The following is a 19,454-nucleotide window of genomic DNA, read 5'->3' on the forward strand; positions in this document are numbered from 1 at the left end:
CCCGGCGGCGCGAATGTTTGCCGTTACTGCAACATGCTCATCGCCGCTTCCATCGCGGCGGAGAGGTCTTCGTCTTCCTTCACGTCCGCCTTCGGGTCCAGGCCCAGCTTGGCGAAGGCCGGAATGGTCGCCCAGTCCAGCTCGGTGTAGGGGTGCTGGCTGCCCAGGTAGCTCTGCAGGGTGGCGACCTGGACGATGTCCACGTAGTCGACCTTGGCCGAGTCGCGGCTGAAGTCCAGGTGCTGGCCCGGCACGGCGGCGATCGGCGCCGGGAAGTCCCAGGCCTTGAGGATGCGGTCGCCGATGACCGGGTGGATGCGCTCGATCACATGGTTGAGGCTGATGGAATCGGCCAGCAGTTCGCTGTGCTCCTCGGCGTAGGTGAGGATCGGCAGCACGCCGATCTGGTGCACCAGGCCGGCCAGGGTCGCCTGATCCGGCGCCAGGCGGGTGTAGTGGCGGCACAGGGCGTGGCAGATGCCGGCGATCTCGGTGCTCTTGTTCCACACCTCGCGCATCTTGCGGTCGACCACGTCGGAGGTGGCCTGGAACATCTGCTCCATGGCAAGACCGGTGGCCAGGTTGCAGGTGTAGTTGATCCCCAGGCGGCTGATCGCCATCTGCAGGTCGGTGATTTCCTTGTTGGTGCGCAGCAGCGGGCTGTTCACCACCTTGATGATGCGCGCGGTCAGGGCAGCATCGTTGCCGATCACCTTGCTCAGATCCTGGATGCTGATGTCCGGGTCTTCCGCCGCTTCCCGGACGCGCAGGGCGACTTCCGGCAGCGTCGGCAGCACCAGCTCATCATTGTCGATGGCCCGCAGCAGTTCCTGTTGTACTTTTTCGGCAAGCTTGCTCATGAAGTGTCCTTCAGGGAAAGCCGGGCTCCCCGCCCGGCACGAAATTCAGCGCTGGATCTCGCGGTCGCTGTCCAGAACGTAAGGCAGATCCAGCAGACGCAAGGGCTGGTCCTCGCCCAGGCGCACGTTGCCGTCGGCAGCGGCGTCGTCCTGCAGCACGGCGAGCAGCTCCACGCCATCGGCCGCGCGGGCGGCCAGTACCACCTCGCCGACGCTGGTGGAATGCACCGGCGAGAACAGCTCGCGGCCCGGCTCCGGCAGTTCGGCGCCATCGAGTTTCAGGCGCTGCAGGCGGCGCTTGAGGCGGCCGAGGTACTGCATGCGCGCGACGATTTCCTGGCCGGTGTAGCAGCCCTTCTTGAAGCTCACGCCGCCCACGGCCTGCAGGTTGATCATCTGCGGGATGAACAGCTCGCGGGTGGCGCCGAATACCTGGCCGACGCCGGCGCGAACCTGGCCGAGCAGCCAGTCGTTGAGCTCGGCGTGGGGCAGGCGGGCCTGCAGCAGGTCGGCGATGGCGGCGGCGCGTTCGGTCGATGCCCAGAGCTCGACCCGGTCCTGGCCAAGGCCGATGGCGATCAGGCCGTCGGCCCGTGCCACCTGGTCGGCTTCGCCGGAGAGGCTCAGACCCAGCTCGGCGAGGACGGCGTCCGCACCACTCAGGCCGAAGCGCGCCCACTGGCTGCTGTCATCGGAGAGGGTGGCCTTGGAGAACACCGCGTATTTCTTCAGGTCCGTCAGCTGGCTGTCCAGCAGGTCGTTGGCCATGGCCAGCAGGAAGCCCTCGCCTTCGGCGAGGATGCGGAAGCTGGAGGTCATGCGGCCCTTGGGCGTGCAGCGGGCGCCGAGGCTGGAGTATTCGGCGTTCAGGTAATTGAGGTTGCAGGTCAGCTGGCCCTGGAGGAATTTGGCGGCGTCCGCGCCACGGACGGCGAGAATCCCTTCGTGATTGAGTTCGGTGTAGAAAGCAGAGTCGGTCATCACGATTCGCTGGAAGAAAGTTAGGGGCCTCATGATAGAGCTCAGGCCCAGCCTTGTCAGCGGGTGCCGGGTGAGCCGAGCATGCGTATAATGCCGCTCGGCTCGCGCCGTCCGTCGACTTCGCGAGCGTTCCGATGTATTTGCTCGCAGTTATTCGAGGGAACCCGCAGATGAACGACGAAACCGAACTCAAACGCCTTTTCTGGCACAGCCGCCGCGGCATGCTGGAACTGGACGTCCTGCTGGTGCCCTTTGTCCAGGAAGTCTACCCGGGCCTGCCCGCTGACGATCAGGCGCGCTTCCGCAAGCTGCTGGAGTGCGAGGACCAGGACATGTTCGGCTGGTTCATGCAGCGCGGCGAGCCGGAAGATGCCGACCTGCGCCTCATCGTTCGCATGATCCTGGACCGTGTCCAGCCGAAGTGACCCCTTCGAGTGCCGCTGGCAACCGTCCATCGGGTTGCTGGCGGCCTACCTCGCCGCGCAGTGCTGCGCCGACCTGGCGCTGCTGCTCGCGGACATTTCCCTGCACTGGAAAACCCTGGGCCTGAGCCTCTGCCTGCTGCACGCCTGTCTGGTTGTGCCTGGGCGGATTCTATTGCGCGCGCCGGATTCGGTGCGTGCGCTGCGCCACAACGCCGAGGGCTGGCAGTTGTGGAGCGAGCGGGAAGGGTTTCAACCCGTGCAGTTGATGCCGGACAGCCTGGCGCTGCCTTCGTTGATCGTCCTGCGTTTCCGTCGCCCCGGTGACTGGCTGGCGCGCAGCGTCTGCGTGCCGGCCGATGCGCTGGCGCCGGAGTTGCACCGGCGCCTGCGCGTGCGGCTGCGCTTCAGCCGCAATAGGTGGACGGCGCCAGGATAGTGTCGCGGGCTTCGGGCAGCAGGTCCGGGTAGTCCAGCGTGTAATGCAGGCCGCGGCTCTCGTGGCGTTGCATGGCTGAATTGATGATCAGCTCGGCCACCTGGGCCAGGTTGCGCAACTCGATCAGGTCGCGGCTGACCTTGTAGTTCGAGTAGAACTCGTCGATCTCGTCCAGCAGCAGGCGAACCCGGTGCTGGGCGCGCGCCAGGCGCTTGTTGGTACGCACGATGCCCACGTAGTCCCACATGAAGCGCCGCAGCTCGTCCCAGTTGTGGGCGATGATCACGTCCTCGTCCGAATCGGTCACCTGGCTGGCGTCCCAGCAGGGCAGGGTGACCAGTGTCTGGGCCTTGGGCAGTTCGGCGAGGATGTCGGCGGCGGCGGAGCGGGCGTAGACGAAGCATTCCAGCAGTGAGTTGCTGGCCATGCGGTTGGCGCCGTGCAGGCCGGTGAAGGTGGTTTCGCCGATGGCGTAGAGGTTCGGTACGTCGGTGCGCCCCTGGGAATCCACCAGTACGCCGCCACAGGTGTAGTGCGCCGCCGGCACCACCGGGATGGGCTCGCGGGTGATGTCGATGCCGAAGTCCAGACAGCGCTCGTAGACGGTGGGAAAGTGCTCGCGGATGAATTCGGCCGGCTTGTGGCTGATGTCCAGGTAGACGTAGTCGATGCCCAGGCGCTTCATCTCGTGGTCGATGGCGCGGGCCACCACGTCGCGCGGGGCGAGTTCGCCCAGGGCGTGGAAGCGCGGCATGAAGCGCTCGCCATTGGGCAGTCGGAGCAGGGCGCCTTCGCCACGCAGCGCCTCGGTGATCAGGAAACTCTTGGCCTGCGGGTGGTACAGGCAGGTCGGGTGGAACTGGTTGAATTCCAGGTTGCCGACCCGGCAGCCGGCGCGCCAGGCCATGGCGATACCGTCGCCGGAGTTGCCGTCGGGGTTGCTGGTATAGAGGTAGACCTTGCTGGCGCCGCCCGAGGCAAGCACGGTGAAGCGCGCGCTGAAGGTGTCGACTTCGCCGGTCGAGCGGTCCAGTACGTAAGCGCCCAGGCAGCGTTGACCGTCCATACCCAGTTTCTGCTCGGTGATCAGGTCGACGGCGACCCGTTGCGACAGCAGTTCGATGTTCGGCCGCTGGCGGGCCTGTTCCAGCAGGGCATTGAATATCGCGGCGCCGGTGGCGTCGGCAGCGTGGATGATCCGCCGATGGCTGTGGCCGCCTTCACGGGTCAGGTGGAACTCGAAACCGCCGTCCTCGCGGCCCGGCTCATGGTCGCGGGTGAAGGGAACGCCCTGCTCGATCAGCCACTGGATGGCCTCGCGGCTATGCTCGACGGTGAATTTCACCGCGTCCTCGCGGCACAGGCCGGCGCCGGCGACCAGGGTGTCCTCGACGTGGGACTCCACGGTATCGGTGTCATCCAGCACGGCGGCAACGCCACCCTGGGCCCAGAAGGTGGAGCCCTGGGAGAGTTCGCCCTTGCTCAGCACGGCGATCTTCAGGTGCGAAGGCAGCGTCAAAGCCAGCGTCAGGCCGGCGGCCCCGCTGCCGATCACTAGGACGTCGTGCTGGAAATGCTGACTCATACCCGGCTCCACAAAATGGCGCCCTAGTATATAGAAGGGGGCCACGGCACAATACTGGCGAACCGATGACACCGAAGGCGCGTGAGGTGGGGCGGCAGTCGCAGGGCGGGAAGCTTTCTTCCCCGCTCAAGCCGGTCCGGCAGGCGCCAGGGGTTGCGTCGAAGTCATTGAACGATCACGGCAAATCACCGGAACTTTTTCAGGCGTTCCGGTTCGAACGCGGAATACCCAATCAACTTTGCGCGCAGATTGACATTGCGCGGAAGGGGAGCGGGTGTTCCGCCCGGTGCAGTTGAATTTGACGGGCTTCGGACGCATGTCGGGGTCCGATTGCCGCCAATGTGAAAAAACTGTGCGGCGCATGCTTGGAGGGGAGAACTTTTGCAAAAGACCCGAGTCTATCTTGGCAGGACGATTTACCAGGGTGCTCGAAGCTCCTCCAGGTTTTCAGAGGAGCATTCATGCTAACCCAGGAACAGGATCAGCAACTGGTTGAACGGGTACAGCGCGGAGACAAACGGGCATTCGACCTGCTGGTGCTGAAGTACCAGCACAAGATTCTGGGTCTCATCGTGCGATTCGTGCACGACGCGCAGGAAGCCCAGGACGTTGCACAGGAAGCATTCATCAAGGCGTATCGCGCCTTGGGCAACTTCCGGGGCGACAGTGCTTTTTATACCTGGTTGTACCGTATCGCCATCAACACCGCGAAGAACCATCTGGTTGCGCGCGGTCGGCGGCCGCCGGACAGCGATGTCACGGCAGAGGACGCGGAGTTCTTCGACGGCGATCACGCCCTGAAGGACATCGAGTCGCCGGAAAGAGCCATGCTGCGGGATGAGATCGAGGAAACCGTCCATCGCACCATCCAGCAGCTGCCCGATGATTTGCGCACGGCCTTGACCCTGCGCGAGTTCGAAGGCCTGAGTTACGAAGATATCGCCACCGTGATGCAGTGTCCGGTGGGGACCGTCCGCTCACGGATATTCCGTGCGCGGGAAGCGATCGACAAAGCTTTGCAGCCTTTGTTGCATGATGAAGTCTGATACAGCGGCAGAAGCCAAGAGAGGTACCGCTATGAGTCGTGAAGCCCTGCAGGAGTCGCTGTCCGCGGTAATGGATAACGAAGCGGATGAGCTTGAGCTGCGGCGTGTGCTTGCAGCCTGCGGCGAGGACGCCGAATTGCGGGCCACCTGGTCCCGTTACCAACTGGCCCGTGCAGTGATGCACCGCGAGCCGGCCATGCCCAAGCTGGACATTGCCGCCGCCGTGTCCGCCGCGCTGGCCGATGAAGCCGCACCGGCGCCGCGCAGCCGCAATCCGTGGCGCAACGTCGGCCGCCTGGCCGTCGCCGCCTCGGTGACCCTGGCTGTGCTGGCCGGTGTGCGCATGTACCACCAGGATGACAGTGTCGCCAACGGCCTTGCCCAGCAAAGTGCCACCCCGCAGATCGCCCTGCCGCAAGTGCAAGGCCCGGCGGTACTGGCAGGCTACACTCAGGACGAGGCGCCGCAGGTGATCACCAATGCCCAGGGCGGGCAGACCACCTGGCATGAGCAGCGTCTTCCGGGTTACCTGCGTCAACACGCGCAGCAGTCCGCCGTCAGCGGCACCGACAGCGCCCTGCCTTATGCACGCGCCGCGAGCCTGGAAAGCCGCTGATTTGCGACCTTAAGGAGCGACATGCGCGCGACGACAGCACTGTTGTTCTTCCTCGGCGGTCTGCTGGCATTGCCAGTCCAGGCCGCCGATGCGTTGGACTGGATCAAGCGCCTCTCCGAGGCTGATCAGCAACAGAACTTCCAGGGTACCTTCATCTACGAACGCAGCGGAGCCTTCTCCACCCACGATGTCTGGCATCGTGTGGAGAGTGACGGCTCGGTGCGCGAGCACCTGGTCCAGGTCGATGGGCCGCGCCAGGAAGTGGTGCGCGTCGATGGCGCCACTCAGTGCGTAGGTGGAGGCATGTCGGGGCAGGCGTCGACCGGCGAGATGTGGCCGGCACGCAAGCTCAACCCTGCCGATCTATCTACCTACTACGACGTTCGCGTCGCCGGCGAGTCGCGTATTGCCGATCGTCCGGCGGTGGTGCTGGCGGTGATCCCGCGTGACCAGCATCGCTATGGCTTCGAGCTGCACGTGGACAAGGAGACGGGCCTGCCGCTCAAGTCCCTGCTGCTCAATGACAAGGGCCAGATCATCGAGCGCCTGCAGTTCACCCGCATCGACATGGCAGCGCCGGATGACGGCGAGTTGCAGGCGAGCGCGGCCTGCAAGCCGGTGAAGGAAGCCAAGGTTGCCCAGGTGAAGACCAACTGGCATTCGGAATGGGTGCCGCCGGGCTTTACCCTGAACAGTACGCTGCAGGAGCGCAGCCCGGTCTCCAATGACCAGGTCCTGTGCCTGGCCTACGGCGACGGACTGGCGCGTTTCTCGGTATTCCTCGAGCCGCTGCACGGCGCCAAGGTCGATGATGCCCGCACCCAGCTGGGCCCGACCACCGTGGTTTCGAGGCGGTTCGCCAGTGAAGATGGCGGCACCATGGTGACCGTGGTCGGCGAGATACCCAGTGGCACGGCCGAGCGCGTGGCGTTGTCCATGCGGCCAACGGGAGCCCAGCCACAGTGATCCATGAGCGGGGAAGAGTGGTTGCGGTCGAGTCTGGAGCGGTCCAGGTCGAAACGCTGCGCCGCTCCACCTGCTCGGGATGTTCGGTCAACGCCGGTTGCGGCCAGGGTCTCCTGGAGCGGCTGGGTGTTTCCCAGGGACGCAGCCGAGTGCGAGCGCTCATCTCGCCGAACCTGGCTTCATCGAGTCTTAAGCCTGGCGATGAAATCCTGCTGGGCGTGGATGAAGACCTTCTGCTGAAAAGCGCCCTGCTTTTCTATCTTTCCCCGCTGATCGGGCTGTTCGCGCTGGCGCTACTGGCGGCGCGCCTCGATCTGGGGGAGCCTCTCATCATCGTGGCCGGGCTGGCGGGTTTCCTGCTGGCCTGGCTGCTGGTGCGTCGCCATGCGCGACGCCATACGGATGATCCGGCGATGCAACCGGTTGTGCTGCGTGCGCTGGTCGGTGGGCCGCCCGGCCCTGTTTAGTGATCTTCCCAATCAACATCACGGGAGCTGTAGTCAATGCAAACCCTGAAACGCAGCATGGCTGCGCTGGTCGCCCTGCTGGCCCTGAGCCTGTCGGTCACCGCGCGGGCTGAACTACCGGACTTCACTCCGCTGGTCGAGAAGGCCTCGCCGGCGGTGGTCAACATCAGTACCACCCAGAAACTTCCCGACCGCTCCAACGCGCAGATGGGCATTCCGGACCTCGACGGCCTGCCGCCGGGCCTGCGCGAATTCTTCGAGCGCAGCATTCCCCGCGGCCAGGGCGGTCAGGGTCAGGCGCCCCGTGGCCAGCAGCGCGAGGCCCAGTCGCTGGGTTCGGGCTTCATCATTTCCGATGATGGCTACATTCTCACCAACAACCACGTGGTGGCCGACGCCGACGAGATCCTCGTACGCCTGTCCGACCGCAGCGAGCACAAGGCCAAGCTGGTCGGTGCCGATCCGCGCAGCGACGTGGCCGTGCTGAAGATCGATGCCAAGGGCCTGCCGACGCTCAAACTGGGCGATTCCGACAAGCTGAAGGTCGGCGAGTGGGTGCTGGCCATCGGTTCGCCGTTCGGCTTCGACCACTCGGTGACTGCCGGTATCGTCAGCGCCAAGGGCCGCAGTCTGCCGAACGAAAACTACGTGCCGTTCATCCAGACCGACGTGGCGATCAACCCGGGCAACTCCGGTGGTCCGCTGCTGAACCTGCAGGGCGAAGTGGTGGGTATCAACTCGCAGATCTTCACCCGTTCCGGCGGCTTCATGGGCCTTTCCTTCGCGATCCCGATCGATGTGGCGCTGAACGTCGCCGATCAGCTCAAGGCCGGCGGCAAGGTCAACCGTGGCTGGCTGGGCGTGGTGATCCAGGAAGTGAACAAGGACCTGGCCGAATCCTTCGGTCTCGACAAGCCGGCCGGCGCGCTGGTCGCGCAGCTGGTGGAAGATGGCCCGGCGGCCAAGGGCGGCCTGCAGGTGGGTGACGTGATCCTGAGCCTGAACGGCCAGACCATCAATGAATCCGCCGACCTGCCGCACCTGGTGGGCAACATGAAGCCGGGCGACAAGGCGTCCCTGGAAGTCATCCGTGACAACAAGCGCCAGACCCTGAGCCTGACCATCGGCAGCCTGCCGGACGACGACGATGCCGTCGCCGCAGTCGAGGGCAAGGGTGCCGAGCGCAGCAGCAACCGCATGGGTGTGACCGTGGCGGAGCTGACTGCCGAGCAGCGCAAGTCCCTGGATATCAAGGGCGGCGTGGTCATCAAGGAAGTGCAGGGCGGTCCGGCGGCCATGATCGGCCTGCGTCCGGGCGACGTCATCACTCACCTGAACAATCGCGCGGTGGATTCCTCGAAAACCTTCAGCGAGATCGCCAAGGCGCTGCCGAAGGATCGTTCGATTTCCATGCGCGTGCTGCGTCAGGGCCGTGCGAGCTTCATCACGTTCAAACTGACCGAGTAAGGTCGACGCACCAGAAAAGGGCGACTCCGGTCGCCCTTTTTCATGCCTGACCGTCCGGCGCGGCGTGACGCATCAGGCTGTAGTCAGGTAAACTCCCCCGCTATTTTTCGGCGGACCGCCGCCTTCAGCCTTCCGAGTGTGTTCGCCGTGAGTGACCTGAGTCATATCCGCAATTTCTCCATCATCGCCCACATCGACCATGGCAAGTCGACGCTGGCAGACCGCTTCATCCAGATGTGCGGCGGCCTGTCCGACCGCGAGATGGAGGCCCAGGTACTGGACTCCATGGACCTGGAGCGTGAGCGCGGCATCACCATCAAGGCGCACAGCGTCACCCTTCACTACAAGGCGAAGGACGGCAAGACCTACCAGCTGAACTTCATCGACACCCCCGGCCACGTCGACTTCACCTACGAAGTCAGCCGTTCGCTGGCCGCGTGCGAAGGCGCGCTGCTGGTAGTGGATGCCGGCCAGGGCGTGGAAGCGCAGTCGGTCGCCAACTGCTACACCGCCATCGAGCAGGGCCTGGAAGTGATGCCGGTCCTGAACAAGATGGACCTGCCGCAGGCCGATCCGGACCGCGTGAAGGACGAGATCGAAAGCATCATCGGCATCGACGCCACCGACGCCGTGGCCTGCTCGGCCAAGAGCGGCATGGGCGTGGAAGACGTGCTGGAGCGCCTGGTCACTGCCATTCCCGCTCCGGAAGGCGAGATCGACGCACCGCTGCAAGCGCTGATCATCGACTCCTGGTTCGACAATTACCTGGGCGTGGTCTCGCTGGTGCGTGTGAAGCACGGCCGCGTCAAGAAAGGCGACAAGATCCTGGTGAAGTCCACCGGCAAGGTCCACCAGGTGGACAGCGTCGGCGTCTTCACCCCGAAGCACACCGAGACTCCGGACCTCAAGGCCGGTGAAGTGGGCTTCATCATTGCGGGCATCAAGGACATCCTCGGCGCGCCGGTGGGCGATACCCTGACCCTGAACAACACTCCCGACGTGGACGTGCTGCCGGGCTTCAAGCGCATCAAGCCGCAGGTCTACGCCGGCCTGTTCCCGGTCAGCTCCGATGACTTCGAGGACTTCCGCGAAGCGCTGCAGAAGCTGACCCTGAACGACGCCGCGCTGCAGTACGAGCCGGAAAGCTCCGAGGCCCTGGGCTTCGGCTTCCGCATCGGCTTCCTCGGCATGCTGCACATGGAGATCATCCAGGAGCGCCTGGAGCGCGAATACGACCTGGACCTGATCACCACCGCACCGACCGTGATCTTCGAGATCGTGCAGAAGAACGGCGAGATCCTCTACGTCGACAACCCGTCCAAGCTGCCCGACCTCTCGTCCATCGATGAGATGCGCGAGCCGATCTGCCGCGCGACCATCCTTGTGCCTCAGGAGCACCTGGGCAACGTCATTACCCTGTGCATCGAGAAGCGCGGCGTCCAGCGCGACATGCACTTCCTCAGCGGCCAGGTCCAGGTGATCTACGATCTGCCGATGAACGAAGTGGTGCTGGACTTCTTCGACCGCCTGAAGTCCACCAGCCGAGGCTATGCTTCGCTGGACTACAGCTTCGACCGCTTCGAGCCGGCCAACCTGGTTCGCCTCGATGTGCTGATCAATGGTGAGAAGGTCGATGCCCTCGCCCTGATCGTCCACCGCGACAATGCCCCGTACAAGGGCCGTCAGCTGGTGGAGAAGATGAAGGAATTGATCCCGCGGCAGATGTTCGACGTCGCGATTCAGGCGGCCATCGGTGGGCAGATCATCGCCCGCTCGACGGTCAAGGCGCTCAGGAAGAACGTGCTGGCCAAGTGCTACGGTGGTGACGTGAGCCGTAAGCGCAAGCTGCTGGAGAAGCAGAAGGCCGGTAAGAAAAGGATGAAGCAGGTCGGTAGCGTGGAGATTCCGCAGGAAGCCTTCCTCGCTGTGCTCAAAGTGGACAGTTGAACCCTATGACCCTGAATTTCCCGCTGTTGCTGGTGATTGCCGTTGCGGTATGCGGCGTTCTCGCCCTGGTGGACCTGGTGCTGTTTGCACCGCGCCGCCGGGCGGCCATTTCCGCCTATGAAGGTTCGGTCGGTGAAGCTGACCCGGAAGTGCTGGAGAAACTGAACAAGGAGCCGGTGCTCGTCGAGTACGGCAAGTCGTTCTTCCCGGTGCTGTTCATCGTGCTGGTGCTGCGTTCGTTCCTGGTCGAGCCCTTCCAGATTCCGTCGGGTTCGATGAAGCCGACCCTGGAAGTGGGCGATTTCATCCTGGTGAACAAGTTCGCCTACGGCATCCGCCTGCCGGTGCTGGACACCAAGGTGATCCCGGTGGGTGATCCGCAGCGCGGCGATGTCATGGTGTTCCGCTATCCCAGTGATCCGAACATCAACTACATCAAGCGTGTGGTCGGTGTTCCTGGGGACACCATCCGCTACACCAGCGACAAGCGCCTGTTCATCAATGACCAGGCCGTGGCCGAGTCGCTGGTGGGCGAGGAGCCTGGCACCCTGGGCAGCGTGACCCTGTACCAGGAGAAGCTTGGCGCCGCGGAGCACATGATCCGTAAGGAAATGACCCGCTTCCGCATCGAGCCGGGCAAGCAGTGGAAGGTGCCGGCCGGTCATTACTTCATGATGGGCGACAACCGCGACAACTCCAACGACAGCCGCTACTGGAACGATCCGAAGATTCCGAAGGACCTGCTGGGCATGGTTCCGGACCGCAATATCGTCGGCAAGGCCTTCGCGGTCTGGATGAGCTGGCCGGATCCGAAAATGCGCAATCTGCCGAATTTCTCGCGAGTTGGTGTGATTCACTAAACTGGTGAGACGTTCCGGGCCTGCAGGGCTGGATCGGTGCTGGAAAAGGGCGGGGCTGCACGCGGGGAGCGAGGCGGCCCCGCTTCACTTGGACCCGCCGCGGTTGGTGGGCAAATAAGAAAGATACCGACATGAGGTCGATATGACGTACGCACGTTCGCAGAAGGGAATGTCGTTGCTGGGTTGGCTGGCCGTTCTTGCCGTCGTGGCGTTTCTCGCCAGCGCCGCGTTCAAGGTCATTCCGCATTACCTGGACTACTACGCCATCGAGAAGGCCATCACCTCGGTGGAAATCGACAAGGCCGCAGAAGTGCGTAGTGTTCCGGAGTTCTACTCCTATGTGGACAAGGCACTGATGCTCAACAACATTCGCGACCTCAAGCTGGATGACGCGCTGAACGTGGAGCTCGAGAACAACGAGTTCCGCGCCCACCTGAAATACGAAAAACGCGAGCCACTGGTCCAGAACATCGACCTGGTGGTCAAATTTGACAAAGAATTCCGTGTACGAATGCCGTGAGTAACAACAGTCTGGATCGACTCGAGCGCAAGCTTGGCTACACCTTCCGCGACCAGGACCTGATGGTCCTGGCGCTGACCCATCGCAGTTTCGCCGGACGCAATAACGAGCGCCTGGAGTTTCTCGGTGACGCCATCCTCAACTTCGTCATCGGCGAAGCCCTGTTCACCCACTTCCCCCAGGCCCGCGAAGGGCAGCTGTCACGCCTGCGCGCGCGACTGGTGAAGGGCGAGACCCTGGCCCTGCTGGCCCGCGGTTTCGAGATCGGGGATTACCTGCGACTGGGCTCGGGCGAGCTGAAGAGTGGCGGTTATCGCCGCGAGTCGATCCTGGCTGACGCCATGGAGGCGCTGATCGGCGCCATCTATCTGGACACCGGCATGGATTCCGCCCGCGAGCGGATCATGGACTGGCTCGGCCCGCAACTGCGCGAGCTGACCCCGGTAGATACCAACAAGGACCCCAAGACCCGCCTGCAGGAGTTCCTGCAGTCTCGCGGGTGCGAATTGCCGCGTTACGACGTGGTGGATATCCAGGGCGAACCGCATTGCCGCACTTTCTTCGTGGAGTGTGAGGTAGCCCTGCTGAACGACAAGACCCACGGTCACGGCGGCAGTCGCCGCATCGCCGAGCAGGTGGCCGCCGCCGCCGCGCTGGCGGCCCTGGGCGTGGAGAATGGCCATGAGTGAGCACGAGCAAGACCAGCACGACCCATCCGAGCACGATGAAGCAGGAGCCGTTCGTTGCGGTTACGTCGCCATCGTCGGCCGCCCCAACGTAGGCAAGTCGACCCTGCTCAACCACATCCTCGGGCAGAAGCTGGCGATCACCTCGCGCAAGCCGCAGACCACCCGCCACACCCTGCTGGGCATCAAGACCGAGGGTGACGTGCAGGCGGTGTATGTCGACACCCCTGGCCTGCACAAGGACAACGACAAGGCGCTGAACCGCTACATGAACCGTTCGGCCAGCGCCGCGCTGAAGGACGTCGACGTGGTGATCTTCGTCGTCGACCGCAACCGCTGGACCGACGAAGACCAGATGGTCTACGACAAGGTCAAGTACGTGAGCTGCCCGGTCCTGCTGGCGGTGAACAAGGTCGACCGCATGGAAGACAAGGGCGAGCTGCTGCCGCATCTGCAGTGGCTGGCCGAGCAACTGCCCAACGCCGAAGTCGTGCCGATTTCCGCCCAGCACGGGCAGAATCTCGATGTGCTCGAAGGCCTGGTGGCCGAGCGCCTGCCAGAGAATGACCACTTCTTCCCGGAAGACCAGATCACCGACCGCAGCAGCCGCTTCCTCGCCGCCGAACTGGTGCGCGAGAAGATCATGCGCCAGTTGGGTGCCGAGTTGCCGTACCAGGTTGCTGTGGAGATCGAAGAGTTCAAGCAGGACGGTCCGATCCTGCACATCCACGCGCTGATCCTCGTAGAGCGCGACGGCCAGAAAAAAATCATCATCGGCGACAAGGGCGATCGCATCAAAAGCATCGGCCAGAACGCCCGCAAGGACATGGAGGTGCTGTTCGACTCCAAGGTCATGCTCAACCTCTGGGTGAAAGTGAAAGGCGGCTGGTCCGACGACGAGCGCGCACTGCGTTCGCTGGGCTACGGCGACCTCTGACCTTCAGTGCCCCGCGGGTATTCGCGGGCCGCACCCTTCGGGCGCCTGAGCGCGCCTGCCTCCCGACTCCCACTCCAGGCGCAGCGCCATGAGCCTCGCTTCCACTGCCCAAGCTGCCTTCGTCCTGCACAGTCGCCCCTACAAGGAAACCAGCGCGCTGGTGGATTTCTTCACCCCGCAAGGGCGTCTGCGCGCCGTCCTGCGCGGTGCGCGGGGCAAGGCTGGAGCGCTGGCTCGACCGTTCGTACCGCTGGAAGCCGAATTCCGGGGGCGTAGCGATCTGAAGAACGTCGTGCGCCTGGAGCCCAACGGCATCCCCAACCTGCTCAGTGGCGAAGCGCTATTCAGCGGCCTGTACCTGAACGAGCTGCTGATCCGCCTGCTGCCGGCCGAAGACCCGCATCCCGCGCTGTTCGAGCACTACCACGCGACCCTGCCGCTGCTGGCTGCCGGCAGTCCGCTGGAGCCGTTGCTGCGCTCGTTCGAATGGCGGCTGCTGGACGACCTGGGCTATGGTTTTTCCCTGGACACCGATATCGTCGGTCAGGCTGTGGCGCCCGATGGTCTCTACCGCCTGCTGCCCGACGCGGGCTTCGAGCCGGTCGGCAGCCTGCAGCCGGGGCTGTTCCATGGCGCCGACCTGCTGGCCATGGCCGAAGCCGACTGGAGCGCCCCCGGCGCCCTGGCAGCGGCCAAGCGCCTGATGCGCCAGGCTCTCGCTCCCCATCTTGGCGGCCGACCGCTGGTCAGCCGCGAGCTCTTCATGAATCGCAAGGACAACTCCCGTGACTGAAGCCAACCGTATTCTGCTCGGCGTGAACATCGACCACGTCGCCACCCTGCGCCAGGCCCGCGGCACCCGTTATCCCGACCCGGTGAAAGCCGCGCTGGACGCCGAGGAAGCCGGCGCCGACGGCATCACCGTGCACCTGCGCGAAGATCGCCGGCACATCCAGGACCGCGACGTGCGTGTGCTCGCCGAAGTGCTGCAGACCCGCATGAACTTCGAGATGGGCGTCACCGAGGAGATGATGAAGTTCGCCGAGATCATCCGCCCGGCCCATGTCTGCCTGGTCCCGGAAACCCGCCAGGAACTGACCACCGAGGGTGGTCTGGACGTTGCCGGCCAGGAAGCGCGCATCCGCGAAGCGGTCCAGCGACTGGCTGCCGCAGGCTGCGAGGTGTCGCTGTTCATCGATCCGGACCAGCGCCAGATCGAGGCTTCGGCTCGGGTTGGCGCTCCCGCCGTCGAGCTGCACACCGGTCGTTACGCCGACGCCCACAACCCGGCCGAAGGCGCTCATGAGCTGGCACGCATCCGCGATGGCGTGGAGTTCGGTCTGTCCCATGGCCTGATCGTCAACGCCGGCCACGGCCTGCATTACCACAATGCCGAGCCGGTAGCGGCCATCGCCGGGATCAACGAGCTGAACATCGGCCACGCCATCGTCGCCCATGCGCTGTTCGTGGGCTTCAAGCAGGCGGTTGCCGAGATGAAGGCACTGATCGTGGCGGCGGCGAATCGCTGATCGCTACCTGATTGGAAACCGTAGGGCGGATAACCCGGAACGGCTAATCCGCCACCACGGCGGATAACGCCTCGGGTGTTATGCGCCCTACGTTCTAATTCGACCTGGGCAGCGCTCAGGGCTTGCGCGCCACCAGCGTGGCGCGCAGGGGCGCCGGCAGGCCTTCGAGAGTACGGCTGTGGTCGTCCGGATCGAGGAAGTCCGGCAGCGACTGGTAGCGCATCCACTCGGTGGGGCGCTGTTCTTCCACCGAGGTGCGGCTGATATCCACACTGCGCACGTCGGTGAACCCTGCGCGGCGCAGCCACAGCTCCAGCGCCGGCACCGAGGGCAGGAACCACACGTTGCGCATCTGCGCGTAGCGGTCCTCGGGCACCAGCACGGTGTTCACGTCGCCTTCCACCACCAGGGTTTCCAGCACCAGCTCGCCGCCACGGCGCAGGCAGTCCTTGAGCGCCAGCAGGTGGTCGATGGGGGAGCGGCGGTGGTAGAGCACGCCCATGGAGAACACAGTGTCGAAGCCTTCCAGGCTCGAAGGCAGGTCTTCCAGGGCGAAAGGCAGGTGCCAGGCCGGCAGGTCCGGCAGGTAGCGCTTCATGGCGAGGAACTGGCAGAAGAACAGCCAGTTCGGGTCCACGCCCACCACGCTTCGCGCACCGGCGCCGAGCATGCGCCACTGGTAATAGCCGTTGCCGCAGCCAACGTCGAGGACGCGCTTGCCCGCCAGGTCGATATGCGGCGAGACGCGCTCCCATTTCCAGTCCGAGCGCCATTCGGTGTCGATGTGCACGCCGAACAGGTTGAACGGCCCCTTGCGCCAGGGGATCAGCCCTTGCAACGCGAGCTTGAGCTGCGCGCGGGTCTCCTCGTCGCAGGCGCCTTCAAGGTTGAAGCGCTCGCGCAGCTCGATGGCAGCGGCTTGCAACGGCGGCAGGCGGTCCACCGCGGCCAGCCAGCGTTCGAGATCGCCGTGGCCATCGTCGACCTTGCTGGCCAGTTGCGCGGGCAGCGAGGCGACCCAGGATTCCAGTGGCGTGCCGGCCAGTTCAAGGCGCAGGCGGTCGAGGTCGAAGCGTTCGATCATGGCAGGGCAATCAGGGAAGCGAAGTTGAGGCACTGGAACCACGGCACGACCTTGGAGAAACCGGCGGCCAGCAGGCGCTCGCGGTGGGTATCCAGGGTGTCGGGGCGCATGACGTTCTCAATGGCGGTGCGCTTCTGGGCGATTTCCAGTTCGCTGTAGCCATTGGCGCGCTTGAAGTCGATGTGCAGGTCGGTGAGCAGCTCGTGCTCCTGCTCGTCGGCGAAACGCAGTTTTTCCGAGAGGATCAGCGCGCCGCCGGGCAGCAGGGCGCTGTGCAGGCGGGTGAGTAGTTCCAGGCGTTGTTCGGGGGCGATGAACTGCAGGGTGAAGTTCAGCGCGATCAGCGAGCAGGGCTTGAGGTCCAGCTTGAGGATGTCCGCCTCGATCAGTTCGACCGGCAGCAGTTCCTGGTGCATGGCGTCCTGGGCGCGCAGGTATTCGCCGCAGCGCTCGATCATCGGGGTGGAGTTGTCGACGCCGATGACGCGGCAGCCTTCGGTCTTCACGTGGCGGCGCAGCGCCTGGGTCACGGCGCCCAGCGAGCAGCCGAGGTCGTAGAGCACGCTGTGCGGGGCGGCGAAGCGCGCGCCGAGCACGCCGATGTTCTCGACGATGGTGGGGTAGCCCGGCACCGATCGCTTGATCATGTCCGGGAAGACGCGCACCACGTCCTCGTTGAAGGTGAAGTCGGGAACCTGGGTTTGCGGCTGGGCGAAGATGCGGTCGGATTCGCTCACGCTGGATGGGGCCTCGTTACGCTGAACAGGCAACAGGGCGCGGCGCGCCCGGTTTGCCGGGGCGCGCATTGTAGCCGAGGCGCGAGGTGCGCCCAACCGTTAGCGGACGAGGGTCACTTGAGCTGGTCGGAGAAGTATTCGCCGGCGCCCTGCAGCGGGCCGAGGGGGTTCTTCTTGTCTTCCATGCGGCGGATGTTCGGCTCGCCGTTGCTGGTCTTGTGCACCACCACGTCGTCGATCAGCACGAACACCGGGCGGAACGACCAGCCCTGCACCTGGCGGCGCTTGCGGAAGTTGAAGATGTCGGCCCAGAAGCTGCCCACGCGCTGGCTGTCGGTCTTGTTGAAGTCGAAGGCGTAGCCGACGCAGCGGTCCTTGGCCTGCAGGCAGGTCACCAGGCCGTCGGGCAGGTAGTCGATGGGGATGTTGGGCTGCACGAAGAGCAGGCGCACGTCGATGAACGAAAGCATCTTGGCGTTGCCCTGGGACAGCGGATCGAAGCCCAGCGCATAGAGCTGCGACTTGGTGGTCTTGCCAGGGTCGACCTGGTTGTAGCGGCTCTGTGCATCCTGGTAATCCAGGAATGGTGACTGCACTTCCGCGCGTTCGCTGGGCAACAGGCTGCCACAGGCCGAGAGTGTCAGGCAGGCTCCCAGCAACAACATCGAGCGAACTACTGCACGCATGGAGCTCCCCTTTTCCCAGTCTCTTATTGATTGATCTATAGCCGATGACAGAGGGCTCTGCCGGACTTTTCTCACGCCTTCGCAGGACTAGTCAACGGCGATGCCGTAACCCTGCATCAGGGGTTTCCACTGGTCGTTGCGGCGCAGTTCGCGCAGGCCCTCGTCGAGGTCGGCCAGGCGCTCCTGCACGCCCTCCAGGCGAGGGTTTAGCGCGACGTACATAGGACGTTTATCGGCGAGCTCGCCGGCCGCTTGAATGCGCTCGGAGAGGCCGTGGCGCTGCAGGTAGTGCTCGACGATCTGGCTGTCCTCGAGCAGCACCGTGATGCGTCCGAGCAGCAGCTTCTGGATGTTGCGTTCGAGCACCTTCTCGCCGCTGAGCACCTGCACCTGTTCATGGTTGGCCAGGTGCTCGTCGCGCCAGTCGTCCAGCTCCTTGCCATAGGAATAGCCCTGAGCCAGCCCGATGGACTGGCTGCTCAGCGAGGCTGGCCCCTTCCAGGTCCAGGGATTGTCCTGGCGCACATAGAAACGCATGGTCACCCAGCCGATGGGCTCCTGGCCGATCAGCAGTTCCGCGGACTCTTCGCTGTAGGCGCCGACCACGCCATCCACCAGCCCTTCGCGGGCCATCTGCAGGGCGCGAGGCCAGGGCAGCGGCTCGAAGCGGGGTGGTTGCGGCAGCACCCGGCTGAGGGCCTCGAGCAGGTAGCCGGGCTTGTCCGGATCGTCAGGGCAGAGGTAAGGGCACCAGTCGTCGCCGGCCAGGCGCAGGGGTTCGGCGCTGGCCAGCGCCGAACAGAGGAGCAGCAGCGGTGAAGCGATTCGCAGCATGTCAGGCCCGGGTAGTGGAGTGTCCTTCCGAGTATGGCAGAGCGATATGACGGGATGTGACGGACGCGGCAATACCGAACTGGCCGAGCCAGTAGGTGAGCATGATGGCGTAGGAGGAGCCGTCGAAAGCAGCGACGAAGCGGCTGATGCCGATCATCGAATCGGAGCTGACGAACAGCAGTGCGCCGAGGGCGGCAAACACCCGGCTGGCATTGGCAATGCTGGGTACGCCAAGGCGGGCAATGGCGCGCCAGAGCATGGCGCTGATGGTCAGGCTGTACAGCGCAATCGGCAGCAGCAGCGGACCCAGACCCCGGCTGTAGAGCAGGGCGAACAGGCCGCCACCCACGCCGCCTGCGACCAGCAGTCCGAGCGGGGCAAAGCGGCGGGTATCGCCCAGGTAAGCGACCAGGTAGGCGAGGTGTGCCAGCAGGAAGGCGGCGAGGCCGGGAACGAAGTCGTTGATCGGCCATTCCAGCAGGATGTCGCCGAGCATCGACAGCACCAGGCCGATGGCGACCCAGCGGCGATAGCCGTCGGCGGGGGTGGCGAGAATCCACAGCAGCATGGCCAGCACCGGCAGCGGCTTGCACAGCATGCGCAGGGTCGGCAGGTCGAAGGTGACGGCGAACAGGTAGGCGGCACCGCCGATCAGTGCCAAGAGTGCCCAGCGCATGGGGTTCCCTCCCGAGGAAATGAACGCCCACTGTGCCGCAGCGTGGTGCCCGGCCCACAGGCCGAAGGCGCCAGGGCGAGCGGCTTATGGCGCCGGGGCGTCCTGTCGA

General features: G+C 64.6%; 22 protein-coding genes. 14 read left to right on the forward strand and 8 right to left on the reverse strand.

What is annotated here, in order from left to right:
* Positions 1-23: 23 nt before the first annotated feature.
* A complete protein-coding gene (locus IB275_RS06605; RefSeq protein WP_192289745.1) occupies positions 24-860 on the reverse strand; it encodes an HDOD domain-containing protein in 837 nt (278 codons plus the stop codon).
* A gap of 45 nt (positions 861-905) precedes the next feature.
* Positions 906-1,841 carry a CAF17-like 4Fe-4S cluster assembly/insertion protein YgfZ gene (gene ygfZ / locus IB275_RS06610; protein ID WP_192289743.1) on the reverse strand — a complete coding sequence of 312 codons (936 nt, stop codon included), beginning with the start codon at positions 1,839-1,841 and terminating at the stop codon, positions 906-908.
* A gap of 170 nt (positions 1,842-2,011) precedes the next feature.
* On the opposite strand from ygfZ, the gene IB275_RS06615 reads away from it, so the two are divergent.
* Both IB275_RS06615 and IB275_RS06620 read left to right on the forward strand, forming a co-directional pair.
* The gene (locus IB275_RS06615) at positions 2,012-2,266 is read left to right on the forward strand and encodes an FAD assembly factor SdhE (protein ID WP_192289741.1); all 255 of its coding nucleotides are present in this window, start codon (positions 2,012-2,014) and stop codon (positions 2,264-2,266) included.
* A complete protein-coding gene (locus tag IB275_RS06620; RefSeq protein WP_192289739.1) occupies positions 2,250-2,702 on the forward strand; it encodes a protein YgfX in 453 nt (150 codons plus the stop codon). Before IB275_RS06615 ends, IB275_RS06620 begins: the two co-directional genes overlap by 17 nt.
* On the opposite strand, the gene nadB is transcribed toward IB275_RS06620, so the two are convergent.
* Positions 2,671-4,287 carry an L-aspartate oxidase gene (gene nadB / locus IB275_RS06625; protein WP_192289737.1) on the reverse strand — a complete coding sequence of 539 codons (1,617 nt, stop codon included), beginning with the start codon at positions 4,285-4,287 and terminating at the stop codon, positions 2,671-2,673. The genes IB275_RS06620 and nadB overlap by 32 nt on opposite strands.
* Positions 4,288-4,748: 461 nt before the next feature.
* Between nadB and rpoE the strand changes: the two genes are divergently transcribed.
* From rpoE to pdxJ, 12 genes are all read left to right on the forward strand, one after another.
* On the forward strand, positions 4,749-5,333 hold the full coding sequence (gene rpoE / locus IB275_RS06630) for an RNA polymerase sigma factor RpoE/AlgU (RefSeq protein ID WP_017516654.1): 585 nt from the start codon (positions 4,749-4,751) through the stop codon (positions 5,331-5,333).
* Positions 5,334-5,364: 31 nt separating this feature from the next.
* Positions 5,365-5,949, forward strand: a complete 585-nt coding sequence (locus IB275_RS06635; RefSeq protein WP_192289735.1) for a sigma-E factor negative regulatory protein — start codon at positions 5,365-5,367, stop codon at positions 5,947-5,949.
* A gap of 21 nt (positions 5,950-5,970) precedes the next feature.
* Entirely contained in the window at positions 5,971-6,915 is a 945-nt protein-coding gene (locus IB275_RS06640) for a MucB/RseB C-terminal domain-containing protein (protein WP_151189625.1), read from the forward strand.
* Positions 6,912-7,382, forward strand: a complete 471-nt coding sequence (locus IB275_RS06645) for a SoxR reducing system RseC family protein (protein WP_081517632.1) — start codon at positions 6,912-6,914, stop codon at positions 7,380-7,382. Before IB275_RS06640 ends, IB275_RS06645 begins: the two co-directional genes overlap by 4 nt.
* Positions 7,383-7,418: 36 nt before the next feature.
* On the forward strand, positions 7,419-8,849 hold the full coding sequence (locus IB275_RS06650) for a DegQ family serine endoprotease (RefSeq protein WP_081517633.1): 1,431 nt from the start codon (positions 7,419-7,421) through the stop codon (positions 8,847-8,849).
* 147 nt (positions 8,850-8,996) lie between these two features.
* A complete protein-coding gene (lepA, locus tag IB275_RS06655) occupies positions 8,997-10,796 on the forward strand; it encodes a translation elongation factor 4 (protein ID WP_045210230.1) in 1,800 nt (599 codons plus the stop codon).
* A 5-nt stretch (positions 10,797-10,801) separates the two neighbouring features.
* Positions 10,802-11,656 carry a signal peptidase I gene (gene lepB, locus IB275_RS06660; RefSeq protein WP_081517634.1) on the forward strand — a complete coding sequence of 285 codons (855 nt, stop codon included), beginning with the start codon at positions 10,802-10,804 and terminating at the stop codon, positions 11,654-11,656.
* 142 nt (positions 11,657-11,798) lie between these two features.
* The gene (locus IB275_RS06665) at positions 11,799-12,176 is read left to right on the forward strand and encodes a DUF4845 domain-containing protein (protein WP_192289733.1); all 378 of its coding nucleotides are present in this window, start codon (positions 11,799-11,801) and stop codon (positions 12,174-12,176) included.
* Complete coding sequence (rnc, locus tag IB275_RS06670) at positions 12,173-12,865, forward strand: ribonuclease III (protein WP_017517395.1); 693 nt, start codon at positions 12,173-12,175, stop codon at positions 12,863-12,865. The genes IB275_RS06665 and rnc overlap by 4 nt, the downstream gene beginning before the upstream one ends.
* Positions 12,858-13,799: a GTPase Era gene (gene era, locus IB275_RS06675; RefSeq protein WP_081517636.1), complete on the forward strand. Its 942-nt coding sequence runs from the start codon at positions 12,858-12,860 to the stop codon at positions 13,797-13,799. Before rnc ends, era begins: the two co-directional genes overlap by 8 nt.
* A gap of 88 nt (positions 13,800-13,887) precedes the next feature.
* The gene (recO, locus tag IB275_RS06680; protein ID WP_192289731.1) at positions 13,888-14,592 is read left to right on the forward strand and encodes a DNA repair protein RecO; all 705 of its coding nucleotides are present in this window, start codon (positions 13,888-13,890) and stop codon (positions 14,590-14,592) included.
* Positions 14,585-15,328: a pyridoxine 5'-phosphate synthase gene (gene pdxJ, locus IB275_RS06685; protein ID WP_138212457.1), complete on the forward strand. Its 744-nt coding sequence runs from the start codon at positions 14,585-14,587 to the stop codon at positions 15,326-15,328. The genes recO and pdxJ overlap by 8 nt, the downstream gene beginning before the upstream one ends.
* A 115-nt stretch (positions 15,329-15,443) precedes the next feature.
* Here pdxJ and cmoB read toward each other — a convergent pair whose 3' ends face one another.
* The 5 genes from cmoB to IB275_RS06710 form a co-directional block, all read right to left on the reverse strand.
* Entirely contained in the window at positions 15,444-16,412 is a 969-nt protein-coding gene (gene cmoB, locus IB275_RS06690) for a tRNA 5-methoxyuridine(34)/uridine 5-oxyacetic acid(34) synthase CmoB (RefSeq protein ID WP_192289729.1), read from the reverse strand.
* Positions 16,409-17,149 carry a carboxy-S-adenosyl-L-methionine synthase CmoA gene (gene cmoA, locus IB275_RS06695; RefSeq protein WP_192289727.1) on the reverse strand — a complete coding sequence of 247 codons (741 nt, stop codon included), beginning with the start codon at positions 17,147-17,149 and terminating at the stop codon, positions 16,409-16,411. Before cmoA ends, cmoB begins: the two co-directional genes overlap by 4 nt.
* Positions 17,150-17,262: 113 nt before the next feature.
* Entirely contained in the window at positions 17,263-17,835 is a 573-nt protein-coding gene (locus tag IB275_RS06700) for a hypothetical protein (RefSeq protein ID WP_081517641.1), read from the reverse strand.
* Positions 17,836-17,922: 87 nt separating this feature from the next.
* A complete protein-coding gene (locus tag IB275_RS06705) occupies positions 17,923-18,669 on the reverse strand; it encodes a substrate-binding periplasmic protein (RefSeq protein ID WP_192289725.1) in 747 nt (248 codons plus the stop codon).
* Position 18,670: 1 nt separating this feature from the next.
* On the reverse strand, positions 18,671-19,345 hold the full coding sequence (locus IB275_RS06710) for a lysoplasmalogenase (RefSeq protein ID WP_192289723.1): 675 nt from the start codon (positions 19,343-19,345) through the stop codon (positions 18,671-18,673).
* Positions 19,346-19,454: the final 109 nt, after the last annotated feature.

Origin of the sequence: Pseudomonas sp. PDM21, assembly GCF_014852505.2 — a bacterium.
In the GTDB taxonomy this organism is placed as follows: domain Bacteria; phylum Pseudomonadota; class Gammaproteobacteria; order Pseudomonadales; family Pseudomonadaceae; genus Pseudomonas.